21 protein-coding genes and 1 tRNA gene are annotated in these 21,338 nt (G+C 55.5%); 16 read left to right on the top strand and 6 right to left on the bottom strand.

Annotated features, from left to right (window positions below):
- The first annotated feature begins 200 nt into the window (after positions 1 to 200).
- The 6 genes from MTP43_RS05885 to MTP43_RS05860 all read left to right on the top strand — a co-directional run bounded on the left by MTP43_RS05885 (position 201) and on the right by MTP43_RS05860 (position 5,458).
- Complete coding sequence (locus MTP43_RS05885) at positions 201 to 737, top strand: flavodoxin family protein (RefSeq protein WP_015538303.1); 537 nt, start codon at positions 201 to 203, stop codon at positions 735 to 737.
- 33 nt (positions 738 to 770) lie between these two features.
- Positions 771 to 1,931, top strand: a complete 1,161-nt coding sequence (locus tag MTP43_RS05880; RefSeq protein WP_005926964.1) for an iron-containing alcohol dehydrogenase — start codon at positions 771 to 773, stop codon at positions 1,929 to 1,931.
- Between the two features lie 35 nt (positions 1,932 to 1,966).
- Positions 1,967 to 2,812 carry an aldo/keto reductase gene (locus tag MTP43_RS05875; protein WP_015538302.1) on the top strand — a complete coding sequence of 282 codons (846 nt, stop codon included), beginning with the start codon at positions 1,967 to 1,969 and terminating at the stop codon, positions 2,810 to 2,812.
- A 73-nt stretch (positions 2,813 to 2,885) separates the two neighbouring features.
- Positions 2,886 to 4,037 (top strand): alpha/beta hydrolase, encoded by a 1,152-nt coding sequence (locus MTP43_RS05870; protein ID WP_223384239.1) that lies wholly within the window; start codon positions 2,886 to 2,888, stop codon positions 4,035 to 4,037.
- 50 nt (positions 4,038 to 4,087) lie between these two features.
- Entirely contained in the window at positions 4,088 to 4,753 is a 666-nt protein-coding gene (locus tag MTP43_RS05865) for a flavodoxin (RefSeq protein WP_015538301.1), read from the top strand.
- Between the two features lie 78 nt (positions 4,754 to 4,831).
- Positions 4,832 to 5,458, top strand: a complete 627-nt coding sequence (locus MTP43_RS05860) for a flavodoxin family protein (protein WP_005926971.1) — start codon at positions 4,832 to 4,834, stop codon at positions 5,456 to 5,458.
- Here the strand turns inward: MTP43_RS05860 and MTP43_RS05855 are convergent.
- The gene (locus MTP43_RS05855) at positions 5,439 to 5,672 is read right to left on the bottom strand and encodes a hypothetical protein (RefSeq protein WP_223384240.1); all 234 of its coding nucleotides are present in this window, start codon (positions 5,670 to 5,672) and stop codon (positions 5,439 to 5,441) included. The genes MTP43_RS05860 and MTP43_RS05855 overlap by 20 nt on opposite strands.
- A 91-nt stretch (positions 5,673 to 5,763) precedes the next feature.
- On the opposite strand from MTP43_RS05855, the gene MTP43_RS05850 reads away from it, so the two are divergent.
- From MTP43_RS05850 to MTP43_RS05835, 4 genes are all read left to right on the top strand, one after another.
- Positions 5,764 to 6,444, top strand: coding sequence for a prolyl oligopeptidase family serine peptidase (locus MTP43_RS05850; protein WP_005926975.1), 681 nt, complete (start codon positions 5,764 to 5,766; stop codon positions 6,442 to 6,444).
- A 121-nt stretch (positions 6,445 to 6,565) separates the two neighbouring features.
- The gene (locus MTP43_RS05845; RefSeq protein WP_005926977.1) at positions 6,566 to 7,447 is read left to right on the top strand and encodes an alpha/beta hydrolase; all 882 of its coding nucleotides are present in this window, start codon (positions 6,566 to 6,568) and stop codon (positions 7,445 to 7,447) included.
- 18 nt (positions 7,448 to 7,465) lie between these two features.
- Entirely contained in the window at positions 7,466 to 8,599 is a 1,134-nt protein-coding gene (locus MTP43_RS05840; RefSeq protein WP_113620937.1) for an alpha/beta hydrolase, read from the top strand.
- Between the two features lies 1 nt (position 8,600).
- Positions 8,601 to 9,602: an aldo/keto reductase gene (locus MTP43_RS05835; protein WP_015538300.1), complete on the top strand. Its 1,002-nt coding sequence runs from the start codon at positions 8,601 to 8,603 to the stop codon at positions 9,600 to 9,602.
- A 312-nt stretch (positions 9,603 to 9,914) separates the two neighbouring features.
- Here MTP43_RS05835 and MTP43_RS05830 read toward each other — a convergent pair whose 3' ends face one another.
- Positions 9,915 to 10,277, bottom strand: a complete 363-nt coding sequence (locus MTP43_RS05830; RefSeq protein WP_005926986.1) for a helix-turn-helix domain-containing protein — start codon at positions 10,275 to 10,277, stop codon at positions 9,915 to 9,917.
- A gap of 680 nt (positions 10,278 to 10,957) precedes the next feature.
- Here MTP43_RS05830 and MTP43_RS05825 point away from each other — a divergent pair.
- The 6 genes from MTP43_RS05825 to MTP43_RS05800 all read left to right on the top strand — a co-directional run bounded on the left by MTP43_RS05825 (position 10,958) and on the right by MTP43_RS05800 (position 15,091).
- On the top strand, positions 10,958 to 11,449 hold the full coding sequence (locus MTP43_RS05825; RefSeq protein WP_113620936.1) for a sigma-70 family RNA polymerase sigma factor: 492 nt from the start codon (positions 10,958 to 10,960) through the stop codon (positions 11,447 to 11,449).
- 361 nt (positions 11,450 to 11,810) lie between these two features.
- Positions 11,811 to 12,038, top strand: coding sequence for a hypothetical protein (locus MTP43_RS05820; protein WP_015538297.1), 228 nt, complete (start codon positions 11,811 to 11,813; stop codon positions 12,036 to 12,038).
- A 68-nt stretch (positions 12,039 to 12,106) separates the two neighbouring features.
- Positions 12,107 to 12,781: a type II toxin-antitoxin system PemK/MazF family toxin gene (locus MTP43_RS05815; protein ID WP_005930921.1), complete on the top strand. Its 675-nt coding sequence runs from the start codon at positions 12,107 to 12,109 to the stop codon at positions 12,779 to 12,781.
- Positions 12,772 to 13,584, top strand: a complete 813-nt coding sequence (locus MTP43_RS05810; protein WP_249235156.1) for a DUF6551 family protein — start codon at positions 12,772 to 12,774, stop codon at positions 13,582 to 13,584. Before MTP43_RS05815 ends, MTP43_RS05810 begins: the two co-directional genes overlap by 10 nt.
- Before the next feature lie 133 nt (positions 13,585 to 13,717).
- Positions 13,718 to 13,918, top strand: a complete 201-nt coding sequence (locus tag MTP43_RS05805; RefSeq protein ID WP_005927005.1) for a helix-turn-helix domain-containing protein — start codon at positions 13,718 to 13,720, stop codon at positions 13,916 to 13,918.
- A gap of 75 nt (positions 13,919 to 13,993) precedes the next feature.
- Positions 13,994 to 15,091 carry a tyrosine-type recombinase/integrase gene (locus MTP43_RS05800; RefSeq protein ID WP_249235155.1) on the top strand — a complete coding sequence of 366 codons (1,098 nt, stop codon included), beginning with the start codon at positions 13,994 to 13,996 and terminating at the stop codon, positions 15,089 to 15,091.
- 134 nt (positions 15,092 to 15,225) lie between these two features.
- Here MTP43_RS05800 and MTP43_RS05795 read toward each other — a convergent pair.
- The 4 genes from MTP43_RS05795 to MTP43_RS05780 form a co-directional block, all read right to left on the bottom strand.
- Positions 15,226 to 15,303 (bottom strand) — tRNA-Pro (locus MTP43_RS05795).
- Positions 15,304 to 15,457: 154 nt separating this feature from the next.
- Positions 15,458 to 18,358, bottom strand: coding sequence for an excinuclease ABC subunit UvrA (gene uvrA / locus MTP43_RS05790; protein WP_442900597.1), 2,901 nt, complete (start codon positions 18,356 to 18,358; stop codon positions 15,458 to 15,460).
- A complete protein-coding gene (gene uvrB, locus MTP43_RS05785; RefSeq protein ID WP_249235153.1) occupies positions 18,312 to 20,369 on the bottom strand; it encodes an excinuclease ABC subunit UvrB in 2,058 nt (685 codons plus the stop codon). The genes uvrA and uvrB overlap by 47 nt, the downstream gene beginning before the upstream one ends.
- 93 nt (positions 20,370 to 20,462) lie before the next feature.
- Positions 20,463 to 21,182 carry a JAB domain-containing protein gene (locus tag MTP43_RS05780; RefSeq protein ID WP_249235152.1) on the bottom strand — a complete coding sequence of 240 codons (720 nt, stop codon included), beginning with the start codon at positions 21,180 to 21,182 and terminating at the stop codon, positions 20,463 to 20,465.
- Between the last annotated feature and the right edge of the window lie 156 nt (positions 21,183 to 21,338).

The following is a 21,338-nucleotide window of genomic DNA, read 5'->3' as shown; positions in this document are numbered from 1 at the left end:
GAGAAATCATGCAGTGGCTTTTTCTTTTTACAAAAGATGCACTTGACCTAAAGCTGACTCTAAGTGTTACAATCAGGGTGTCAAGCGGGTTGTTTGAACCTTTGAGTTCAAACAAGTGAACAAAATGGAGATTCCGGGAAATGCAGACTTGCGCTATACTGGAACCAGAAAAAGAGAGTACCTCAAAGGAGGAACGACCAATGAAGAAAGTCTTGATTTTGTCCGGCAGTCCCCGCAAGGACGGCAACTCCGACCTGCTGTGCAGTGAGTTTATGCGCGGTGCGCAGGAGAGCGGCAACGAAGTGCAAAAGATCTTCGTGCGCAGCAAGAAGATTGTGCCCTGCAATGCCTGCTATTACTGCCGCGACCACGGCGGCAAGTGTGCCCTGAACGATGACATGAGCGAAATTCTGGACGCAATGCAGGCGGCAGATGTTATCGTGATGGCAAGCCCGGTGTACTTCTACTCCATTGATGCACAGATGAAGATCATCATCGACCGCAGCCTTGCCCGGTGGACGAACATTCCGAACAAGGAGTTCTATTTCATCATGACCTGCGCGGACGATAACCGTGCTGCCATGGCCTGCACCTTGGAGTGTTTCCGGGGCTTTACCGCCTGCCTGAATGGTGCCAAGGAAAAGGGGGTCATCTACGGCACCGGCGTATATCGGCCCGGCGAGGTGATGTCCTCCCCGGCCATGAAGGAAGCCTACGAGATGGGCAAAAACGTCTGATTTCCCAGTTTTATATAAAGGAGTGTAACGGCTATGAACAATTTTCTGTTTGAAAACAAGACCAAGGTTTATTTCGGCAAGGGTGGCGTGAAGGAATATCTGGGCTGTCTGCTGGAGCACTACGGCGATACCGTGATGCTGGCCTACGGCGGCGGTTCTATCAAGCACAATGGTGTCTATGATGAAATCGTCGGTATTCTGAACGCCGAGGGTAAGCGCATCGTGGAGTTTCCCGGCATCATGCCCAATCCCACCTACGCCAAGGTGCAGGAGGGTGCAAAGCTGGCCCGTGAGAACCATGTGGATTTGATCCTTGCCGTGGGCGGCGGTTCCGTGTCCGACTGCTGCAAGGTGGTGTCTGCACAGGCCAAGGTAGACGAAGATTTGTGGGAGCTGGAAAACACCAAGCATACTCGTCCCACTGCGTTCATCCCGCTGGGCACCATCGTCACGGTGTTCGGTACCGGCTCCGAGATGAACAACGGCGCAGTCATCACCCATGAGGAAAAGAAGATTAAGGGGGCCCTGTGGGGTGCACAGGCCGACTTTGCTTTCCTCGACCCCACCTACACGTTGTCCGTTCCCATGAAGCAGGTCATTTCCGGTGCGTTCGACACCCTGAGCCACGCGATGGAAACTTACTTCGGCAAGCCGGACGAGAACAACCTCTCCGATGACATCAACGAAGCCGTCATGCGCAGCGTCATCCGCAACATCCGCGTCCTGTTGACCGACAAGGACAACTACGAGGCCCGCAGCGAGCTGACATGGGCTTCGGCTATGGCCGAAAACGGCATCCTGAAAATCGGCAAGGTCACCGACTTCCAGTGTCACATGATCGAGCATCAGCTGGGTGCCTACACCAACTGCAACCACGGTGCTGGTCTGGCGGTCATTCACCCGGTGCTGTACCGTCACCTGCTCCCGGCCAACACCGCACGGTTCGCCCGCTTTGCACAGAACGTCTGGGGCATCGACCCGGCGGGCAAATCCGAGCTGAAACTGGCACAGGCTGGCGTGGAGGCTCTGGCGGCCTTCATCAAGGAGATCGGGATGCCCACCACCTTTGCAGAACTGGGCGTCCCTGCCGACACCGACCTCAAGGCTGTGGCCGATTCCACCGTGCTGACCGGCGGCTGCTGCAAGAAGCTGAGCCGCGAAGAACTGCTGGACATCCTCAACGAGTGCAAGTAATCAAGGAACGAAAAATACAAAAGGAGCTATTTATTATGGAATTCATTACTCTGAACAATGGCGTCAAGATGCCGGCAGAGGGCATCGGCACCTTCCTGCTGACCCCGGACAAAGCTGAAACTGCCGTGCTGAGTGCGCTGAAAGACGGTGCACGGCTTATCGACACCGCCAACGCCTACTGCAACGAAAAAGCCGTGGGCCGCGCTATGAAGAAGTCCGGTCTGCTGCGGGAGGAAATTTTCCTCGAAACCAAGCTGTGGCCGACCTTCTACACCGATGCCGATGCTGTGGACAAGACGCTGGCACGTCTGGACACCGACTACATCGACCTGCTGCTCATTCACCAGCCTGCCGGTGATTACGTTGCCGGTTATCGCCTGATGGAAAAGGCTTACAAGGAGGGCAAAGTCCGTGCCATCGGTCTGTCCAACTTCAACGAGGAGCAGATCAAAGAAATTCTGAGCATCTGCGAAGTCAAGCCCACCATCCTCCAGACCGAAGTTCACCCCTACGCCCAGCAGAAAGAACTGAAAGCCTTCCTCGCCGAGAATGGCATGGTGATTCAGGCATGGTATCCGCTGGGCCACGCTGACAAGGGCCTGCTGGAAGAGCCGTTGTTCACACGCCTTGCAGCAAAGTACGGCAAGAGCAACGTGCAAATTATTCTGCGCTGGCACATTCAGGCAGGCAATGTGGTCATTCCCGGCTCCAAGAACCCGGCCCACATCCACGACAACTTCGATGTGTTCGATTTTGCGCTGACCGATGCAGAAATGCAGGAGATCACCACGCTGAACAAGGATAAACGGTATTATGAGGTCACGGAGGATAAGCTGGCGGCATTCGCCACCATGTTTCCTCCCGTGGAAGATCAGAAGTAAATTTCAAGCAGTTTGTAGCTGGGTGCGGAGAGTTTTTTTGCGGAAAATGAACCAGATGAAAGGGTAAATGAAGATGAATAAGATCACGCGCAAAAGTTTTCTGAAAGTTCTTGCCGCCACCATGGTGGGTGGTGCAGCCGCTTCCGCGCTGACGGGTGCAGCGGCTCCTGTTTCCATTGACGAGACAAACGGCAAGGTAAGCCGCTGGGTAAAGAACAACCTGAACCCGGACGGCCCGCTGACGATTGCCAAGCAAGGAATGTTCTCCTCCGGCGGCACGGTCACGGCACCGGTGGCAGGCACTTATGATGCCACCACCAACTGGCTGGACACTACCCGTGCAGGCAACACCGCTCATGTGGATCACGCTAATGTTCTGTATCAAATCCCGGCAGACAGCAACGGTTGGCCGATGGTTTATCTGCACGGCTATGGACAGTCCCGCATGGGCTGGATAACCACCCCGGACGGCCGTCAGGGCTGGGCCGATCTGTTTCTGCGCAACGGCTACTCTGCGTTCTTGGTAGACCAGCCCCGCCGTGGTGAGGCTGGCAGTACCGCCCAGATGAGCACGGACGGTTTCCTCGATACTTGGTCTGCCAACTCCAAGGACTACAAGCCCGGCGATCAGGCATGGTACACCCACTTCCGCATTGGCCGCGTTGCCCCGGAACGGTACGAAGGCTCCCAGTTCCCGGAGGGCGATGCTGCACAGAATCAGTTCTTCCGCCAGATGACCCCCAACACCGGCGACTTCGATCAGGCAGTTGCTGCCGCCGCACTGGGCGAGGTGATGAAGGACGTGCAGACCCTGACCGGCCACAAGTCCATTTTCGTCACCCACTCGCAGGGCGGTGCAGTCGGCTGGGATGTGCCCGCCGACAACATTGCCGCCATTGTTGCCATTGAGCCGGGCGGAACCCCTGCCATCGGCTCGGAGCAGTACACGAAACTGCTGAGCGCAGGTATTCCAATCGCTATCTACTTTGGCGATTACATCGACAACGGCCCGGAAGATATCATGTCCACCAGCTTCTGGCGGCGGGTACGGGACGGCGCACTGGCCTTTGCCGCCCAGTACAATGCCGATGGCGGTGACTGCACTGTGGTCGATCTGCCGAAAATCGGCATCACCGGCAACTCCCACTTCATGTTCCAAGAGCTGAACAACAAAGAGATCGCTGATCACATTTATCAGTGGCTGGAGAGCCGCGCACTGGCATGAGCGGTTCTCTGAGATTCCCGGCATTTTACATAGATAGAGGCGTGTTTCGTATGAAGAATAAAATTTCCCGCCGCCAGTTTTTGCAGGTTGCTGGCGCATCTGCTGCCGCCCTGCTGCTGGCTTCCTGCTCCGGCAATTCCGCTAGCAGTGTGAGCAGTTCTTCTGTGGCTTCCAGTGAAGCCGCATCCAGCGCGGCTGCTTCTTCGGAAGCTACCAGCACGGTAACGACTACGGGCAAAACACTGGTGGTGTATTTCTCCGCCACCGGCACTACACAGGGCGTAGCGCAGACCATCGCCGACACCGTGGGTGCTGACCTGTTTGAAGTCGTTCCGTCTGACCCCTATACCTCCGATGATCTGAACTGGACGAACAATGACAGCCGCGTTTCCCGTGAACACAACGACGAGGGCCTTCGTGCTGTGGCTTTGGAAAGCACCGATGTGGACGGCTGGGACGATTACGACACCGTGTTCATCGGCTACCCCATCTGGTGGGGCATTGCCGCATGGCCCATGAGCAGCTTTGTTGCCGTCAATGACTTCACCGGCAAAAATGTTGTTCCGTTCTGCACGTCCCTTTCCTCCGGCATCGGGCAGAGCGGCAAGCTGCTGGCAGAATTAGCGGACGCCGGCACTTGGCTGGACGGCCAGCGGTTCAGCCACAGCAGCAGTGAAGCCGACATTGCAAGCTGGGTAAATGGCCTGAACCTGTAAGCAGAGCTTTTGTGTGAGGAGAATTTTCTCTTGCGGTAATTTTTGAAATAGAGGGTAAATCAAAAGGAGAATGTTTGTATGAAAGCATTGCTCATCAACGGCAGTCCGCGGCCCAACGGCTGCACCTTTACGGCCCTGACCGAACTGGCAAATACGCTGGAAGCCGAGGGCATTGAAACCGAGATCGTCCATGTGGGCAACAAGGACATCCGGGGCTGCATCGCCTGCCGCCGCTGCCACAGCACCGGCTCCAACAAGTGCGTCTTTGATGATATTGTCAACGAAGTAGCCCCCAAGTTGGCTGAAGCCGATGCCTTTGTCATTGGCGCACCGGTGTACTTTGGTTCCCCGGCAGGCGGCGCGATCTCCTTTATGGACCGCCTGTTCTTCAGTACCCTGAACATCGACAAGACCATGAAAGTGGGTGCTTCGGTCGTGACCTGTCGGCGCGGCGGCAACACAGCTTCCTACGATGTGCTGAACAAATATTTTACCATGTGTGGGATGCCAGTGGCCAGCAGCCAGTATTGGAACATGGTCTACGGCGGCTCTGCCGAGGAGGTCAAGAAAGATGCCGAGGGCTTGCAGACCATGCGCACCCTTGGCCGCAACATGGCCTTTTTGATGAAGAGTATCCAGATAGGCAAGCAACAGATCGGCCTGCCCGAAAAAGAACCTGCTGTCTTCACAAACTTCCATCATTGAGGAAGTGTTCCATATTCCTCCTTCTTTGTTGCAGGGAAAGCCGGGACGGAAACGTCCCGGCTTTCCCATTTTCCTGATTTTTGCGAGGTGATTTTATGCGCAGCGTGATTTTCGCGGTTTCCACCGCTTTGACCGTTTTATTATCCGCCTGCACCGGGGCGGCATCCTCTGTGCCAGTCAATACGGTTTCTTCGGTTTCGGCCAGCACATCCATCACGACCTCGTCCGAAGTGGATTCGGCTGTTTCGGAGAGTGCTTCTTCGGAAACCGGAAACATCCAGACTGGGCTTGTCCGGGAGCAGACATTGGACAGCACTGAGGAGCTCATCCATTACAGCTACTACCTGCCGGAGGATTACGACCCCACCCGGAAGTACCCCATGATGGTGGTCATGCCCGGCTATAACATGATGTGGTTCGGGGAATCTTCCTCCGGCAGCAATCTGGACTGGACGGGGTTTACCAGCTGGACGAACCTTGGACAGGATATGATCGTAGTGTCTGCCCAGCTCACCGACTGGGGCGACACTTCGGCGCGGCAGGCCATCGCTCTGACGGAGTATTTCATCAATCACTTTGCCGTAGATACCGCCCGCATTTACGCCGCAGGCTACTCGGCTGGCGGCGAAACCATGTCGCGGGCAGTTGCCATGCGGCCTGACCTGTATGCAGCTTATCTGCATGGAGCATCCCAGTGGGACGGCGGTTTTGCGCCCATTGCAGAAAACGGCGTGGCGGTCTACATCTACATGGCGCAGGGCGATGAATACTACGGTGTGCAGAAAGCACGGGATGCCTACAACGGTCTGCACGATGCTTACGCCGCCGCAGGCTGGACGGATGAACAAATCGACACCGTGCTGCAAATGCAGACCCCGGACAACGCCTTTTTCGATGCGCAGGGGCTTCACGTCTACCATGCTGCCGCAAATGTTGTCTTTGATGATGCCGATATTCTGAACTGGATCGTTTCCAAACACAAGTGATAGGAGAGAAATTTTGAACCGACGGCAATTCACAAAACTTCTGGCGGGTGTAGGGCTGCTTCTGGCAGGCTGCCGGGCAGGTGCTGCACCCAGTTCCTCCACCCCGGAAAGAAAGGATTCCATGCAAACGACCACCCAAACTTATACCCGCACCACGCCCATCGAAACCGTACGGAATGACCCGGTTTTCGGTGATTATGGGCGGCTGATCTTCCCAGTGGAACGCTCTTATTACAGCGGCGACACGCTGGAGCAGCTGCATCTTACCTACTATAACAACATCGACCCGGACGAAACAGTGGACATCTGCAACACCCTGCGCCAGCGTGCAGCGGACGGGCAGACCATCTTTTACGATATTTACACCGAGGACGAACAAGCCGCTGACCCGGACAAAGCTGACACCGGCTTATTCTACTTCAAGGGTAATCCCGGCGCAAAATTTTCCATCTGCAACGCAGGCGGTGCGTTTGCGTATGTGGGGGCCATGCAGGACAGCTTTCCTCATGCACTGGAACTTTCCCGCAAGGAGTACAACGCTTTTGCGCTCATCTACCGCCCCGGCGCACAGACCGCCTGCAAAGATCTGGCACGGGCCATTGCCTTTGTCTTTACCCATGCGGAGGAACTGGAAGTAGACACCAGCGGCTACTCCCTCTGGGGCGGTTCTGCCGGGGCACGGATGGCGGCGTGGCTGGGCAGCTACGGCACGGCATCCTTCGGTGAACAGGCGTATCCGCAGCCGGGAGCCGTCATCATGCAGTACACCGGGCTGGGGGAAGTCTACGGCAACGAGCCGCCCACTTATGCCTGTGTGGGTGACCGGGACTACATCGCAGACGAACGCGTGATGCGCTGGCGCATTGAAACCATCCGCTCTCAGGGCACCCCTGCCGAGATCGAAGTTTTTCCGGGCCTTGCCCACGGTTTTGGCTTGGGCACCGGCACCTCTGCCGAAGGCTGGCTCGATCATGCCGTAGCGTTCTGGGAAGAAAACATCTGAAACCGTGAGGAAACTGTTATGACGAAAAAATGGACTGCACTGCTTCTCGCGGCAGTACTTGCTGTCGGTCTTTCGGCCTGCGACACCAGCCGCGCAGAAGCCCCCAGCAGCAATTTGGAAAGCGGAGTTTCCGCCATCGAGGATGCTATGACGAAACGAAATGAAACCGAAAGCAGCTCGTTCCCGGCAGGCAGCGACCTGCGCATCGGCACTTCTGCCGACACCGTTGCAACGCCGAATGATTTCCCGGCAGCATACAACTACGGCACTGGAAAAATTGAGGATTATTCCCGTACCGCCATGCCGCAAAAGATGCCGGAACCAGTGGACAATGCGACCGTGCTGAACACCTCGGCAGACCCTAACCATATTCAGGCGTTGTACCTGTGGGAAGAAGGCAACGTTCCGGCTAAAACGCAGTTCACCGCTGCAATGACCGGTTATTTTGACAACTGGGATTTCCGCCCCTATGTGACGGCAATTCCCGTCCGCACCGGAGTACAACCGAAAGGTGCTGTGGTGTTGATGGCAGGCGGTGCGTATCAGTTCCGTGGAAACTATACCGATTCTCTGCCCACGGCAGCGGCTCTACGGGAGCTGGGCTTCCAGACCTTCATCGTAGATTACCGTCTGTCGCCCTACACGCAGGAGGAAGGCGCGCTGGATGTAGCGCGGGCTGTCCGCTTTGTGCGGCAGAATGCGGATGTTTACGGCATTGACCCTGACGATATTGCAGTTATGGGCTTTTCCGCAGGCGGCATTCAGGCGGGCGAATTTCTGATGCACTACGATGAAGATGTCAACGGCACTGCTCTGGATGAAAGCTATGTACCCGATGCGCTGGATGCTGTTCCGGCTCACGCTTCGGCGGCGGGCATGATCTATTCGTTCTATGGGCGGCTCAGCGTGGGCAACATGGACCCGGACTGGCTGGCCGAGGGTGATCTGCCGCCAACATTCTACGTTTACGGCACGGAGGACCCCTTCTACCGCCAATTCCAGCAGCAGTATGATGTGATTCGGAATATGGGCATTTCCGCCGGACGCATCGTGCTGAATAGCTGGCCCCACGGCTTTGGCTCGGATGGCGGCTGGGTGAACGATTACGCCGCATGGCTGGAAAGTGTTTTTGCAAATAAGGAGGAATCTTAACATGGAATATCGTACTTTGGGCAATGACCTGACCGTTTCGGCTGTGGGTCTGGGCTGTATGGGCATGAGCCATGCCTACGGCGCACCTGCCAACAAGAAGGAAATGACCGAACTGCTGGCGCAGGCCGTGGGTATGGGCTATACGTTCTTTGACACCGCCGAAGTCTACGGCACACCGGATAATCCCCACGACAACGAGGAACTGGTGGGTGCTGCCCTGAAGCCCTACCGAGATAAAATCGTTCTGGCGACCAAGTTCGGCATCCATTTTGACATGACCAGTACGGCAGTCAACAAGCCGCTGGTGCCGGATTCCCGCCCGGAAGTTATCCGTGCATCGGTAGATGCCTCCCTCAAGCGGCTGGGCACTGACCATATTGACCTGTATTATCAGCATCGGCTTGACCCCAAGGTACCCATTGGGGAAGTGGCCGGTGTAATGGCTGACCTGATTCGGGAGGGCAAGATCACTCACTGGGGCCTTTCGGAAGCCACCGAGGAGACCATCCGCCGAGCACACGCAGTCTGCCCGGTAACGGCCATCCAGAACCGTTACTCCATGATGGCCCGCTGGTACGAAAGCCTGTTCCCGGTTCTGGAAGAACTGCACATTGGTTATGTGGCATTCTCGCCGCTGGCAAACGGTTTTCTCTCCGGCAAATACGATAAGACTTCCAAGTTTGAAGCAGGCACGGACTACCGCAGCGTCATGCCGCAGTTCCAGCCAGACAGCATTGACCAGAACCACGCCCTGCTGGAACTGTTACACCGTCTTGCCGCCGAGAAAAATGCGCCACCTGCCCAGATCTCACTGGCGTGGATGCTGTGCAAAAAGCCTTATATCGTACCAATCCCCGGCACCCGGAAACTCAACCGTTTACAGGAAAACGCCGGTGCAGCGGATATTGTGCTGTCTGCCGTAGAAGTGGCTCTGATTGACGAAGCACTGGCGCACATGGAAATGTCGCATGTGTTTGGCGGGAGCCGCATTGAGAAAGAGTAAGACAGCAGCTTTGACGATGAGCTTCAATAGATCATGCGGAGGTAATTGTTTTTGATATGTGCGGCTTTTCAACGAGGGTGATCCTATCAATTTCTATGCCGTCTTATGTCTTACTCCGCAAGAGTTGTATGACACGCTGGAAAATGATCTCGCGGTTGAAAAAGAGGTGCAGAATCCGCAAAGAGATTGATTTCGGCTAAATTATTGTGTAATTCATTTGCTTTTCATTTGTTTTTATGGAGCAGTCTGATACAATATTGCGTATTCAGACAAAAGAACGCCAGAAAGGTCCGTAACGTCCTCGCTGGCGGTTCAGGTGTTTTTGTTCTGCTCCGAAAATTCTGTCAAATGGATTGCAAGCGATCTTGTTGCTTCCAGCAGTGTTTTCCGCATTTCTGGTGGACAAGCAAGATAGATTGCATCCCATTCTCGGCACTCACTTTCCAATTCTGACAGATTTGGATTGATGATTGAATCCAAGGAAAGGGGTAGGACATGGAGGATTGCACTCAAAATGTCAAAAGAAGGATTTTGCTTTCCGTTTTCAATATTGGCGATATACTTCACCGAAACATGGCTTTTTAGTGCCAGCTGATCTTGTGTCATTCCCATTGCTTTTCGGACAGCCTTTATCTGCTTTCCTAAAGCAATCGCATCCGCATTCGGCATCATCATCACCTCAATAGTATTGTATCGTTCTTGCGGAAAGAACGGTATAACATCATCATTCCAGTGATTTTGTCCTATCGTGCCGATGTGTTATATTGCGCCAGCTTCCCGCCATGGGAGGCTGGCGTTTTTGCGCTTTTGGAGCCAAAGTGCCGCAGTCCACCGTTTCTCCTATGATACAGCAGCAAACTTTATATTTGGGAGGGAAAGTCATGCTCGATCATAAGAAGGAAGCGATTACGGAACACTGGCAGTTTTGCCCCAAGTGCAATATAAAGCTCTATCGAATGACCGCCGACTGCACTGGATTCATCTACATAAAATGCTGGCGTTGCCGGGAAATGTTATGGCTCAACCTTTCCATTCGGGCCAAGTAAGCATTGATTTCATAAAAATCGGGTGCAACGCACTCTGAATATGGACTGTTCGCACCGAGCAACGGGCCGTCACCTCCGGGTGATGTATGAAACGTAGCACCAAATGGCCGGGCAGCAGCTTGACTGAAAGCTCTCCAATCTTTCGGTCGGCTGTTGTCCGGCTATTTTTATAGCTTCAGATGGCCTGCTTCCGAAAAGGAGCAGGTTTTATGTTTGCCCTCTTTTCATGGCTGCCCCAGATGGCGAAATATCCGTAGTGTTTCCAAATTTTCGGCATTTCACGTTTTATCGAAAATTTGGAGGTTACACATGGGCTTTAATTATGGTTTGGAAAAGAAGAACTTTGACCGTCAGTGGGCTATCATGCGCAAGCAGTATGAGGACGCTGGCATGAGCATTGAAGTGATTCAGGCAATGTATGAGTATGACTGGTCTGTTTTCAATGCTGCGCGTTCTTACCAGAACCACACGCAGGAGATCACCGCTCCGTCCTTTGAACAGGGCGAAGAATCCTACTCGCCCCTTATGAACAAGTATCAGGAAGCAATTTCTGTTACCGAACACTACCGCGAAACCAAGAGCCGCTTCACATGGATTGGCGAAATTGAGAACGAACGGCTGTTGTCTGCTCTTGAAAATTTGTCGGACGCAGACCTCAACCTTGTCACCATGTATGCCTATGAGGGGTACACCGTCACTGAAATTTCTAAAGTTTTAGGTGTCGCGCAGCCTACTATTAGTATCAAAATCAAGAGAATCACTAAATTTTTGAAAAACTTCAATTTCAATGCTACGAATTGACCTTTCTCGTCGGCTACCAAGTGAGAGGACACTTCACCAGATGGCGAGAGCCACTACGCGAAACGTCCGGCCTCATGTACCTTGAAAACTGAATAGTTCCTTCATCTGGTACTCCGATAATGATACTTCCGTAATTCGCGGCCCGGTCACAAAGCAGACGGGGTGGCTGAAATGCCAATGAAGCGGTACAAGTCCGCTGCCAGATGTTTATGCCCCACTCGCAGGGAGCCGAGGGCGAATATGCGAGACCTTAACTTATTAAATCAGGCGTGGCCGAATGCTGTTTTCGGTCTTCGTCCACGCCTGTTCTTTTTACTTATTCCATATATCCACATTTTCATCCTACATAATAGGAGGCTTTATGAACGAAAACGACCGTACCACCTTAGAGCAAGCGATCTACGAGGAAATGGAACTGACCCCGGAGATGATTCGGTCCATCCGCACGCTCTGCGGTGTCTGCCTTTGTAGTTTTGTAGAATCCAAGGCGTTCAAAATCGCCATTGTTCCCAGCGCAGACCGGAGCATGGACACTTGCACTGTCTGCCAGACCCGGCGCGGTCATGACTACGTTGTGATGAACCGCTGAACAAACACATCGCCCACTGCCAAGGAGGTGCAGCGGGCGGTGTACATATTGCAAAAGGAGGGCAGCTATTGATTCAAAACTGGAAATTCCAACGTGGAGACATTTTCTTCACCCGTTTCGACAACGCCATCGGTTCAGAGCAAAGCGGGAATCGTCCGGCAGTCGTTCTTCAGAACGATGTGGGAAATTTTTACTCGCCCACGCTGATCGTGGCCACATTGACAAGCAAGGCGGCAAAAAAGTATACCCAGCCGACCCACTGCCTGCTGGTGAACGAGTTTCTCTCCGTACCATCCATCGTTCAGGCAGAGCAGATTTTTACCGTAGACAAGAGCAGGGTTCTGAAATATCTCGGACACCTCACCCCGGAAGAAATGAGCCGGGTGGATGATGCTGTCCGTGCCAGCCTTGCCCTGAACCCGATGGGGAGCATTCAGCGGCTTCCACCCATCATCCGCTCTACGGCGGCTTACGCGCCGCCTGAGGTAGTTGACGGTAAGCCGCCCCTCTATCCCTACACACCCATCAAATCATCCTTTGAGGATGCTGGGAGTGTCGAGGACATGATGCTGTACACCGAACTGGAAGCTGCGGTACACGCAATGATCCAGCGGCTGGAATACAGCTTCACATTCAACCCAAGTCTGCTCACCATCCCGAAGCGTAAGCAGCAGGTTGCTGAAATCCTGAAAGAAGCCGAAACGTACATCTGGAGAATCAAGGAGGAAATGCGATGCGCCTGAAAGACAACAACAATCCCTTCATCCATGTCAACCCGCCGTACCAGCTCATGGTCATCCACAGCAGCAAGCTGGTCTACCCCCGCGAACTGTATCAGCGCGGTGTGGAGCGCAAGCGTGTGGAACTGATTGCCGCCCACTTCAACGAATATGTGGCAAATGAGCCGAAGGTCAGTTTCCGCAACGGTCAGTTCATCGTAACGGATGGGCAGCACACCATCGAGGGGCGCATCCTCCGCAACGGCGGCAAAGATCTGCCAATTCTCTGCAAGGTGTACACGGGCATGACCGTGGAGCAGGAAGCCCTGCTCTTTGCCGAGCAGAACGGCTTCTCTGCGCCGCTGACGGCAGGCATCAAGCTCCGTGCCAAGGTGGTGGGCGGCGATGCCATCTCCAAAGCCTTTCTCGCAGCCACCAACCGGGTGGGATTGAGCCTCAATTATGACAGCCAGCAGCTGACCGATTACCGCATCGGCTGCGTTGGTACGGCTTTCCGGCTCTACAAGCAGATGGGCGAACCGCTCTACTGTGAAACGATGCGGCTGATCGTGGCAGCATGGGAGGGCAAGCCCGATTCGTTCCGGGCATCTGTTCTGAAAGGCATGATGCACTTTGTGGAGCTGTACCACGGCGAGTTCAGTGAAGAACGGCTGCTCCGTGCGCTGTGCAACATCCACCCGGTCGATATTTACCGCATCGGGCAGGACGACCCCGCAAAGCTGCGCGGATGGAAAAAATACGTTTTCCCCATCTACACCGCCTACAACGGCAAGTGCAGAAAAGACGCACTGCCGATGAAATTCTGACATTCACAGGCATTCCTCCCATATACACAAGGGGCATCCGCAAACCGCAGATGCCCCTTGTTACATATTAAGACCACTATATATACGATTTATATATTCGTTCAATACAATATACAGAGAAAAGAGGTATTCTATGCGCTCTCAGTTCACTTCGTATGAGCAGCTTCCCATCACCCTGACAGCCGATCATGTCGCTGCTGCGCTGGGCATCTCCCGCGCCAACGCTTACATCCTGCTCCGTTCGGACGGATTTCCCACGCTTCACATCGGTAAGCGGATGGTCGTACCCAAGGACCGTTTTCTTCAGTGGATCACGGACAGCGTAAATGGCTGATTTGACATCCTTGATTCAAGAGGTTTCTTTTTCTATACTATTCCCGAAACGACTTGACATCAGGAAGGAGGCAATATGCCAAGCAAACGTTCACACGGCGAGGGTACGCTTCGCCACCGCAGCGATGGTCGCTGGGAATTACGTATGATGGACGGCTACCAGAAAGATGGTTCGCCGCGCTTCAAAACCTTCTATGGCAAGACTCAGAAGGAGGTCAAGCTCAAACTGAAAGAGTATCAGGATGCGCTTATCAGCGGTGTCCAGCTGGACACGATTCTGTACTTCGAGGATTGGGCAGATACATGGTTCGAGGGTCACAAGGATAATATCGCTCCCACGACACAGGAAAGCTACAAATACTGCCTGAAAATGCTCAAAGAAGGATTTTATCATCGCCCCTTGACCGTCATACGCCCCATCGACATTGAAAATTTCCTGAAAGTGATGCGGCGCGATGGCCGCTCTGATTCTTACATCAGCAAGGCACGAGGGATGCTCTACCAGATCTTTCAAAAGGCAGAAGCCAATGACCTTGTGCGCCGTAACCCGGTCCGGCTTGCTGAAAAGATGCGGGCATCCGGCACCGCAAAACGCAAGGAAGCCTTTACCACAGCGGAAGTCGCACACCTGATGAAGGTGCTGCCCGATGACCGCATGGGCTTGAGCATCCGGCTTTTGCTCGGCACTGGGATGAGAATGCAGGAACTTCTGGCTTTGGAGCCGCAGTTTATTGAAGAAGATGGCTCTGTCATTCACATCCGGCAGGCAGTAAAGGTCGTAAAAGGTACGGTCAGCATCGGCAGTCCGAAATCCAAAGACAGTATCCGGGATATTCCGGTGCCGCTGAATGTCCGCCCGTGTGCCATCAAGCTGCGGGATACCACCAATCAGTTCATCTGGGAAAGCCCCAAGACCGGCTTGCCCTGCAATCCCACCCATTTCCGGGATGTGTTCCGCAAATCTCTGGAAGAAGCGGGCGATGTCCGCTTGCTCACACCGCACAGCTGCCGCCACACCTATGTATCGCAGATGCAGGCGTTGGGCGTGGATATCCAGACCATCCAGAGCATCGTAGGCCACGCCGATACCGAGATGACTGAGCATTATCTCCATGTTCAGGAATCCATTCGGCAGAACGCGATTCAGCTTTTTAATGAGGCTTTTTCGGCCTAAAAGTTAGACAGAACGGCACTAATTAGACCAGATAAAATCTTTGGCATTGTGGTCAAAATTGTGGTCAAAACCAAATGAGGCCAGCCTATAAACAAAAAAATCCAACGATTTCTAACGTGAAATCGTTGGATTTATGGTCCGAGTGGCGAGAATCGAACTCACGGCCTCTTGAACCCCATTCAAGCGCGCTACCAAAACTGCGCTACACCCGGATATCGACCGCCGCTTCCCTACCGAAGCGTGGCGACAAGAGATATTATACTCAGGTAAGGCCGTTTTGTCAACAGATTTTTCGATTATTTTTGGTTTTTTCTGAGAAAAGTCCGATTTTTACACGGATACGCGCTTTTTTGTTTTTTGCTGTTTTCAGTGTTTTTCTGCTTCTGCGGCGCGCTGTGCGCGGTCGCGTTCCAGCAGCGGGCGCAGATACTGGCCGGTAAAGCTGCCGGGCACGGCGGCCACCTGCTCCGGGGTACCCTCGGCCACGATCTCGCCACCGGCGCTGCCGCCCTCGGGGCCAAGGTCGATGATATGGTCGGCACACTTGATCAGATCCAGATTATGCTCGATGACGATGACCGTATTGCCCACGTCCACCAGTTTTTGCAGCACCTCGATCAAGCGGTGCACATCTGCAATATGCAGGCCGGTGGTGGGTTCGTCCAGAATATACACCGTTTTGCCGGTGCCGCGGCGGGCAAGCTCGTTGGCCAGCTTTACGCGCTGCGCCTCGCCGCCGGACAGGGTGGTGGCGCTCTGCCCCAAGGTGACGTAGCCAAGGCCAACGTCCAGCAGCGTTTGCAGCTTGCGGGCGATCTTGGGCTGGTTGGCAAAGAACACCACCGCTTCCTCCACGGTCATGTTCAGCACATCCGCAATGGTCTTTTCCTTATACTTTACTTCCAGCGTTTCGCGGTTGTAGCGCGCGCCCTTGCACACCTCGCAGGGCACATATACATCCGGCAAAAAGTGCATCTCGATCTGCAGAATGCCGTTGCCCTCGCAGGCTTCGCAGCGGCCGCCCTTGACGTTGAAACTGAACCGCCCCGGGCCGTAGCCGCGCATCTTGGCGTCCTGCGTCTGGGAGAATACGGCGCGGATATCGTTGAACACGCCGGTGTAGGTGGCGGGGTTGGAGCGCGGGGTGCGGCCGATGGGCTGCTGGTCGATGCCGATGACCTTATCCACGAACTCCAGTCCCTCTACCCCATCGCACTTGCCAGCGCGGGAGCGGGCACCGTTCAGCTCGCTGGCCAGCGTTTTGTACAGGATCTCGTTGATGAGGCTGGACTTGCCCGAGCCGGAAATGCCGGTGACGCAGATGAACTCCCCCAGCGGGAAGCTGACATCAATATTGCGCAGGTTATTTTCCCGTGCGCCCTTTACGGTCAGACAGTGGCCGTTGCCGGTGCGGCGGGTCTGGGGCACTGCAATGCGCTTGCGGCCGGAGAGATAGTCGCCGGTAATGCTGCGCTTGGCCTTGCAGATATCCTTTACGCTGCCTGCGGCTACGATCTCGCCGCCGTGCACACCGGCACCGGGGCCTACGTCCACGATATAATCCGCGCTGCGCATGGTATCCTCGTCGTGCTCGACCACGATGACCGTGTTGCCCAGATCCCGCAGGTTTTTCAAGGTAGCGATGAGTTTATCGTTGTCCCGCTGATGCAGACCGATAGAGGGCTCGTCCAGCACATAGAGCACGCCGGACAGGGCGCTGCCGATCTGGGTGGTCAGACGGATGCGCTGGCTCTCACCACCGGACAGCGTGCCCGCCGCCCGGGCAAGCGTGAGATAATCCAGACCCACACTCTGCAAGAATTGCAGGCGGTTCTTGATCTCCTTCATAATCTGGCCGCCGATCTGCTGCTGCTTTTCGGTAAGGTTCGGCTCGTTTTGCTTGATAAATTCCAGCTCGTCCCGGATGGACATCTCGCAGAACTGGCTGATGTTCTTGTCCCCGATGGTCACGGCAAGCACCACCGGCTTCAGGCGCTGGCCGTGGCAGTCCGGGCACTCCACGCCGGACATAAAGCTGCCGATCTCTTCCTTCATCCACTCGCTGCTGGTCTCGCGGAAGCGGCGCTCCAGATTTTCCACGATGCCCTCAAAGGTGTTGTAGTACACCCCGCTGCCGAACTCGTTGGTGCGGTGCATCTCGATCTTTTCGCCGTTGGTGCCGTAGAGCAGGGCGTTCACCGCCTCGGTGCTCATCTCCTTGATGGGCGTATCCAGCGTAAAACCGTATTTTTTGCCAAGGCCAAGATAATACATCTCGCTCACAGAGCCCTCGGCGTAATACCAGCCGCTGGCCTTGATGGCACCCTCCCGGATGGAAAGGCTGCGGTTGGGCAGGATGCGTTCCTCGTCCACCCGCATAAAGGTGCCAAGGCCGGTGCATTTTTCGCAGGCGCCCAGCGGGTTATTGAAGGAGAACAGCCGCGGCGACAAGTCGCTGATGGAAATGCCGTGCTCCGGGCAGGCAAAGTTCTGACTGAAGGTCATACACTCGCCGCCGATGACGTCCACCTCCGCCACGCCCCCGGTGAGCGCCAGCGCGGTCTCCAGCGAATCCGCCAGACGGCTGCGGATGCCCTTGCGCAGGGCAAGGCGGTCCACCACGATTTCCACCGTATGCTTGATGTTCTTTTCCAGACTGATCTCCTCGTCCAGATCATACAGGTTGCCATCGATTTTCACGCGGGCATAGCCGGCGCGGCGGGCGGCGTCCAGTTCCTTCTGCTGGGTGCCCTTGCGCTGACGCACCACCGGGGCTAAGATCTGGAACTTTGTGCCCTCCTCCAGCTTGAGAACGGCATCCACCATCTCGTCCACGGTCTGCTGGCTGATGACCCGCCCGCACACCGGACAGTGCGGCACGCCGATGCGGGCGTACAGCAGGCGCAGATAATCGTAGATCTCAGTCACAGTGCCCACGGTGGAGCGGGGGTTGTGGCTTGTGGTCTTTTGGTCGATGGAGATGGCCGGTGAAAGGCCGGTGATCTCGTCCACGTCCGGCTTATCCATCCGACCCAGAAACATCCGGGCGTAGCTGGAAAGGCTTTCCACATAGCGGCGCTGACCGTCGGCGTAGATGGTATCGAAAGCCAGACTGGACTTGCCCGAGCCGGAAAGGCCGGTCATGACGATCAGCTTTTCCCGCGGGAGGGTCAGGTTGATATTTTTCAGGTTGTGCTCGCGGGCACCCTTGATGATGATTTTATCGTTTGCCAAGGTATTTTCTCCCTTTTCGTTGTGTCTGTGCATGGTTCTGTTTGCGTTCGGTCTCGGCGGCGGAGTCCACGGTGGGATTTTCGCCCCGGCGCAGACGGTCGATCTGATCCCGCAGGAAGGCTGCGTGCTCAAATTCCAGCAGCTTCGCAGCCTCCTTCATCTCCCGGGTCAGGCGCTCGATGGCAGCTTCCCGCTCCATCTTGCCCATGCGGCGGGTGTTGCGCTTGGCGTTTTCGGCCTTATCGCTGATCTCGATGCTGTCCGCAATGGCCTTGACGATGGTCTTGGGCACGATGCCGTGTTCCTCATTATAGGCCATCTGAATGGCGCGACGGCGCTCGGTCTCGGTGATGGCGCGCTCCATGCTGTCGGTCACCACATCGGCGTACATGATGACCATGCCCTCCGCATTGCGGGCGGCGCGGCCGATGGTCTGGATCAGGCTGGTCTCGCTGCGCAGAAAGCCCTCCTTGTCGGCATCCAGAATGGCCACAAGGCTCACCTCCGGCAGATCCAGACCTTCGCGCAGCAGGTTGATGCCCACCACCACGTCGATGCTGCCCAAACGCAGATCCTTGATGATCTCCATCCGCTCAAAGGTATCCACCTCGTGGTGCATATACTTGACCTTGATCCCCTGCTCGGTGAGGTAATCGGTGAGATCCTCGGCCATCTTTTTGGTCAGGGTGGTCACAAGCACCCGCTCCTGCCGCTGGATGCGGGCGTTGATCTCGCCCAGCAGGTCCACCACCTGCCCTTCCACCGGGCGCACCGAGATGACCGGGTCTAAAAGACCCGTGGGACGGATGACCTGCTGCGCCACCTGTGAGCTGTTCCGGCGCTCGTACTCGCCGGGGGTGGCGGAGACAAAGATCATCTGGTTGAGCTTGGACTCCACCTCCTCAAATTTCAGGGGGCGGTTATCAAAGGCGGACGGCAGGCGGAACCCGTATTCCACCAGCGTTTTTTTGCGGGCGTAGTCGCCGCCGTACATGGCGCGCACCTGCGGCAAGGTGACGTGGCTCTCGTCCACGAAGAGCAGAAAATCCTCCGGGAAATAATCCAGCAGGGTGGTGGGCATACTGCCCGGCGCACGACCGGACAGCACTGCCGAGTAGTTTTCGATGCCCTTGCAGATACCCACCTCGTTCAGCATCTCGATATCGTAGTTGGTGCGCTGGGCAATGCGCTGGGCTTCGATCAGCTTGCCCTCGGCGGTGAACTGTTTGACCTGCGCATCGCACTCGGCGCGGATCTTTTCCAGCGCAGCGGCCTTTTTTTCCGCGCTGACGATATAGTGGCTGGCCGGGAAGATGGCAACGTGCTTGACCACGTTCTGCTTGGAGCCGGTCAGGGGGTTGAACTCGGTAATGCGGTCGATCTCGTCCCCGAAGAACTCCACCCGGATGGCAAGCTCGCTCATATAAGCCAGATAAATGTCCACCGTGTCGCCGTGCACCCGGAACTTATTGCGCACAAAATTCACGTCGTTGCGCTCGTATTGCAGGGTAACCAGCTTTTTGCACAGCTCGTCCCGCTCCATCTGCATCCCGGGGCGCAGACTGATGACCATGCTGCGGTAGTCGATAGGGTCGCCCAGCGAGTAGATGCAGGACACCGATGCCACAATAATAACGTCCCGCCGCTCAGAAAGCGCCGCCGTAGCCGAGTGGCGCAGACGGTCGATCTCGTCGTTGATAGCGCTGTCCTTTTCAATATAGGTATCGGTGCTGGGAATGTAGGCCTCCGGCTGGTAGTAGTCGTAGTAGCTGACGAAGTACTCCACCGCATTGTTGGGGAAAAACGAGCGGAACTCGGTACACAGCTGCGCCGCCAGCGTTTTGTTGTGCGCCAGCACCAGCGTGGGGCGGTTGCACTGGGCAATGACGTTGGCCATGGTAAAGGTTTTGCCGCTGCCGGTCACGCCCAGCAGGGTCTGGCAGCGGTCACCCCGCTGCACCCCATCCACCAGCTGCGCGATCGCCTGAGGCTGGTCACCGGTGGGGGCATAGTTCGACACCAGTTCAAATTTTTCCTCTGCCATCGTTTTCTCCCTTCCGTGCGTATAACCACAATCCGTTGTTGCTTCAAGTTGTATTATAGCACGCACAATTTATAATGTAAACAGTTTTTTGTTTTACGGCCAGAACAGCGTGCCGGTCTTGAAATCGTAGATAGGCAGGCGGTTGGCGTCCCGCATGGAAAAATACTCGGTGTCGGTCAGGATAAAGTGGTCCAGCAGGTGCACATTTACCAGTCCCAGTGCCCGGGCAATGCTGCCGGTAGCGTCCATGTCCTCCAGCGAGGGCAGCGCCACCCCGTTGGGATGGTTGTGGCAGAGCACCACGGCATCCGTACCGCCCTTGATGGCGGCAGCCACCACGTTCTTGATATCCAGCCTGACCCGGTCGGAGGTGCCCTCCCGCAGCCAGACGGCGGCGCGCACCCGCTTGCGGCTGTCCAGACTGACCAGCATGGCGCGCTCGTAGTCCGACCACGCAAATTTTGCCATCAGGTAGCTGCCCATCTGCTCGGTGGTCTTGATGCAGCGAGTGGTGCTGGTGCGGCTGCGGCCATAGTACCGGCTGATCTGGGGCAGCAGATGCAGCATCCGGGCAGTAGAGGGGCCTACGCCCTCCACGGTGCACAGTTCCTCCTCACTGGCCTCCAGCACCGCCGCAAAATCCCCGAACCGATCGATCAGATCGTGGGCGATACCGTTGGTGTCCTTTTGGGCGTTGGTCAGGTAAAGCACATATTCCAGCGCCTCGTGCTCGGCCAGACTGTCCAGCCCGTAGCTTTGCACCCGCTCCCGCATCCGCTGGCGATGTCCCTTGTGCCGTTTATTCTCTGCCATGGCGGTACTCCTTTTTCTATGTTCTTTCCTTATAGTACCCATTTTGCGGCGCAAACACAAGTATTCTGCAAAAATAACCCGGATTTTGCACCGGAATGCGCGTTGACTTCCCGCCCCGCCTGTATTACTATAAAAGCATGATTCTGACAAAAACGA

This window comes from Faecalibacterium sp. IP-1-18 (genome assembly GCF_023347355.1).
Lineage (GTDB): Bacteria > Bacillota > Clostridia > Oscillospirales > Ruminococcaceae > Faecalibacterium > Faecalibacterium prausnitzii.
Note: the sequence above shows the minus strand (reverse complement) of the source record. Positions and strands in the feature narration are given on the sequence as shown.

Coding starts and splice junctions, on each gene's coding strand:
- MTP43_RS05885 (WP_015538303.1), top strand. CDS start 201: ATGAAGAAAGTCTTGATTTTGTCCGGCAGTCCCCGCAAGGACGGCAAC.
- MTP43_RS05880 (WP_005926964.1), top strand. CDS start 771: ATGAACAATTTTCTGTTTGAAAACAAGACCAAGGTTTATTTCGGCAAG.
- MTP43_RS05875 (WP_015538302.1), top strand. CDS start 1,967: ATGGAATTCATTACTCTGAACAATGGCGTCAAGATGCCGGCAGAGGGC.
- MTP43_RS05870 (WP_223384239.1), top strand. CDS start 2,886: ATGAATAAGATCACGCGCAAAAGTTTTCTGAAAGTTCTTGCCGCCACC.
- MTP43_RS05865 (WP_015538301.1), top strand. CDS start 4,088: ATGAAGAATAAAATTTCCCGCCGCCAGTTTTTGCAGGTTGCTGGCGCA.
- MTP43_RS05860 (WP_005926971.1), top strand. CDS start 4,832: ATGAAAGCATTGCTCATCAACGGCAGTCCGCGGCCCAACGGCTGCACC.
- MTP43_RS05855 (WP_223384240.1), bottom strand. CDS start 5,672: ATGGATGTGCTGGCCGAAACCGAAGAAACCGTATTGACTGGCACAGAG.
- MTP43_RS05845 (WP_005926977.1), top strand. CDS start 6,566: ATGCAAACGACCACCCAAACTTATACCCGCACCACGCCCATCGAAACC.
- MTP43_RS05840 (WP_113620937.1), top strand. CDS start 7,466: ATGACGAAAAAATGGACTGCACTGCTTCTCGCGGCAGTACTTGCTGTC.
- MTP43_RS05835 (WP_015538300.1), top strand. CDS start 8,601: ATGGAATATCGTACTTTGGGCAATGACCTGACCGTTTCGGCTGTGGGT.
- MTP43_RS05830 (WP_005926986.1), bottom strand. CDS start 10,277: ATGATGATGCCGAATGCGGATGCGATTGCTTTAGGAAAGCAGATAAAG.
- MTP43_RS05825 (WP_113620936.1), top strand. CDS start 10,958: ATGGGCTTTAATTATGGTTTGGAAAAGAAGAACTTTGACCGTCAGTGG.
- MTP43_RS05820 (WP_015538297.1), top strand. CDS start 11,811: ATGAACGAAAACGACCGTACCACCTTAGAGCAAGCGATCTACGAGGAA.
- MTP43_RS05810 (WP_249235156.1), top strand. CDS start 12,772: ATGCGCCTGAAAGACAACAACAATCCCTTCATCCATGTCAACCCGCCG.
- MTP43_RS05805 (WP_005927005.1), top strand. CDS start 13,718: ATGCGCTCTCAGTTCACTTCGTATGAGCAGCTTCCCATCACCCTGACA.
- MTP43_RS05800 (WP_249235155.1), top strand. CDS start 13,994: ATGCCAAGCAAACGTTCACACGGCGAGGGTACGCTTCGCCACCGCAGC.
- uvrA (WP_442900597.1), bottom strand. CDS start 18,358: ATGCACAGACACAACGAAAAGGGAGAAAATACCTTGGCAAACGATAAA.
- uvrB (WP_249235153.1), bottom strand. CDS start 20,369: ATGGCAGAGGAAAAATTTGAACTGGTGTCGAACTATGCCCCCACCGGT.
- MTP43_RS05780 (WP_249235152.1), bottom strand. CDS start 21,182: ATGGCAGAGAATAAACGGCACAAGGGACATCGCCAGCGGATGCGGGAG.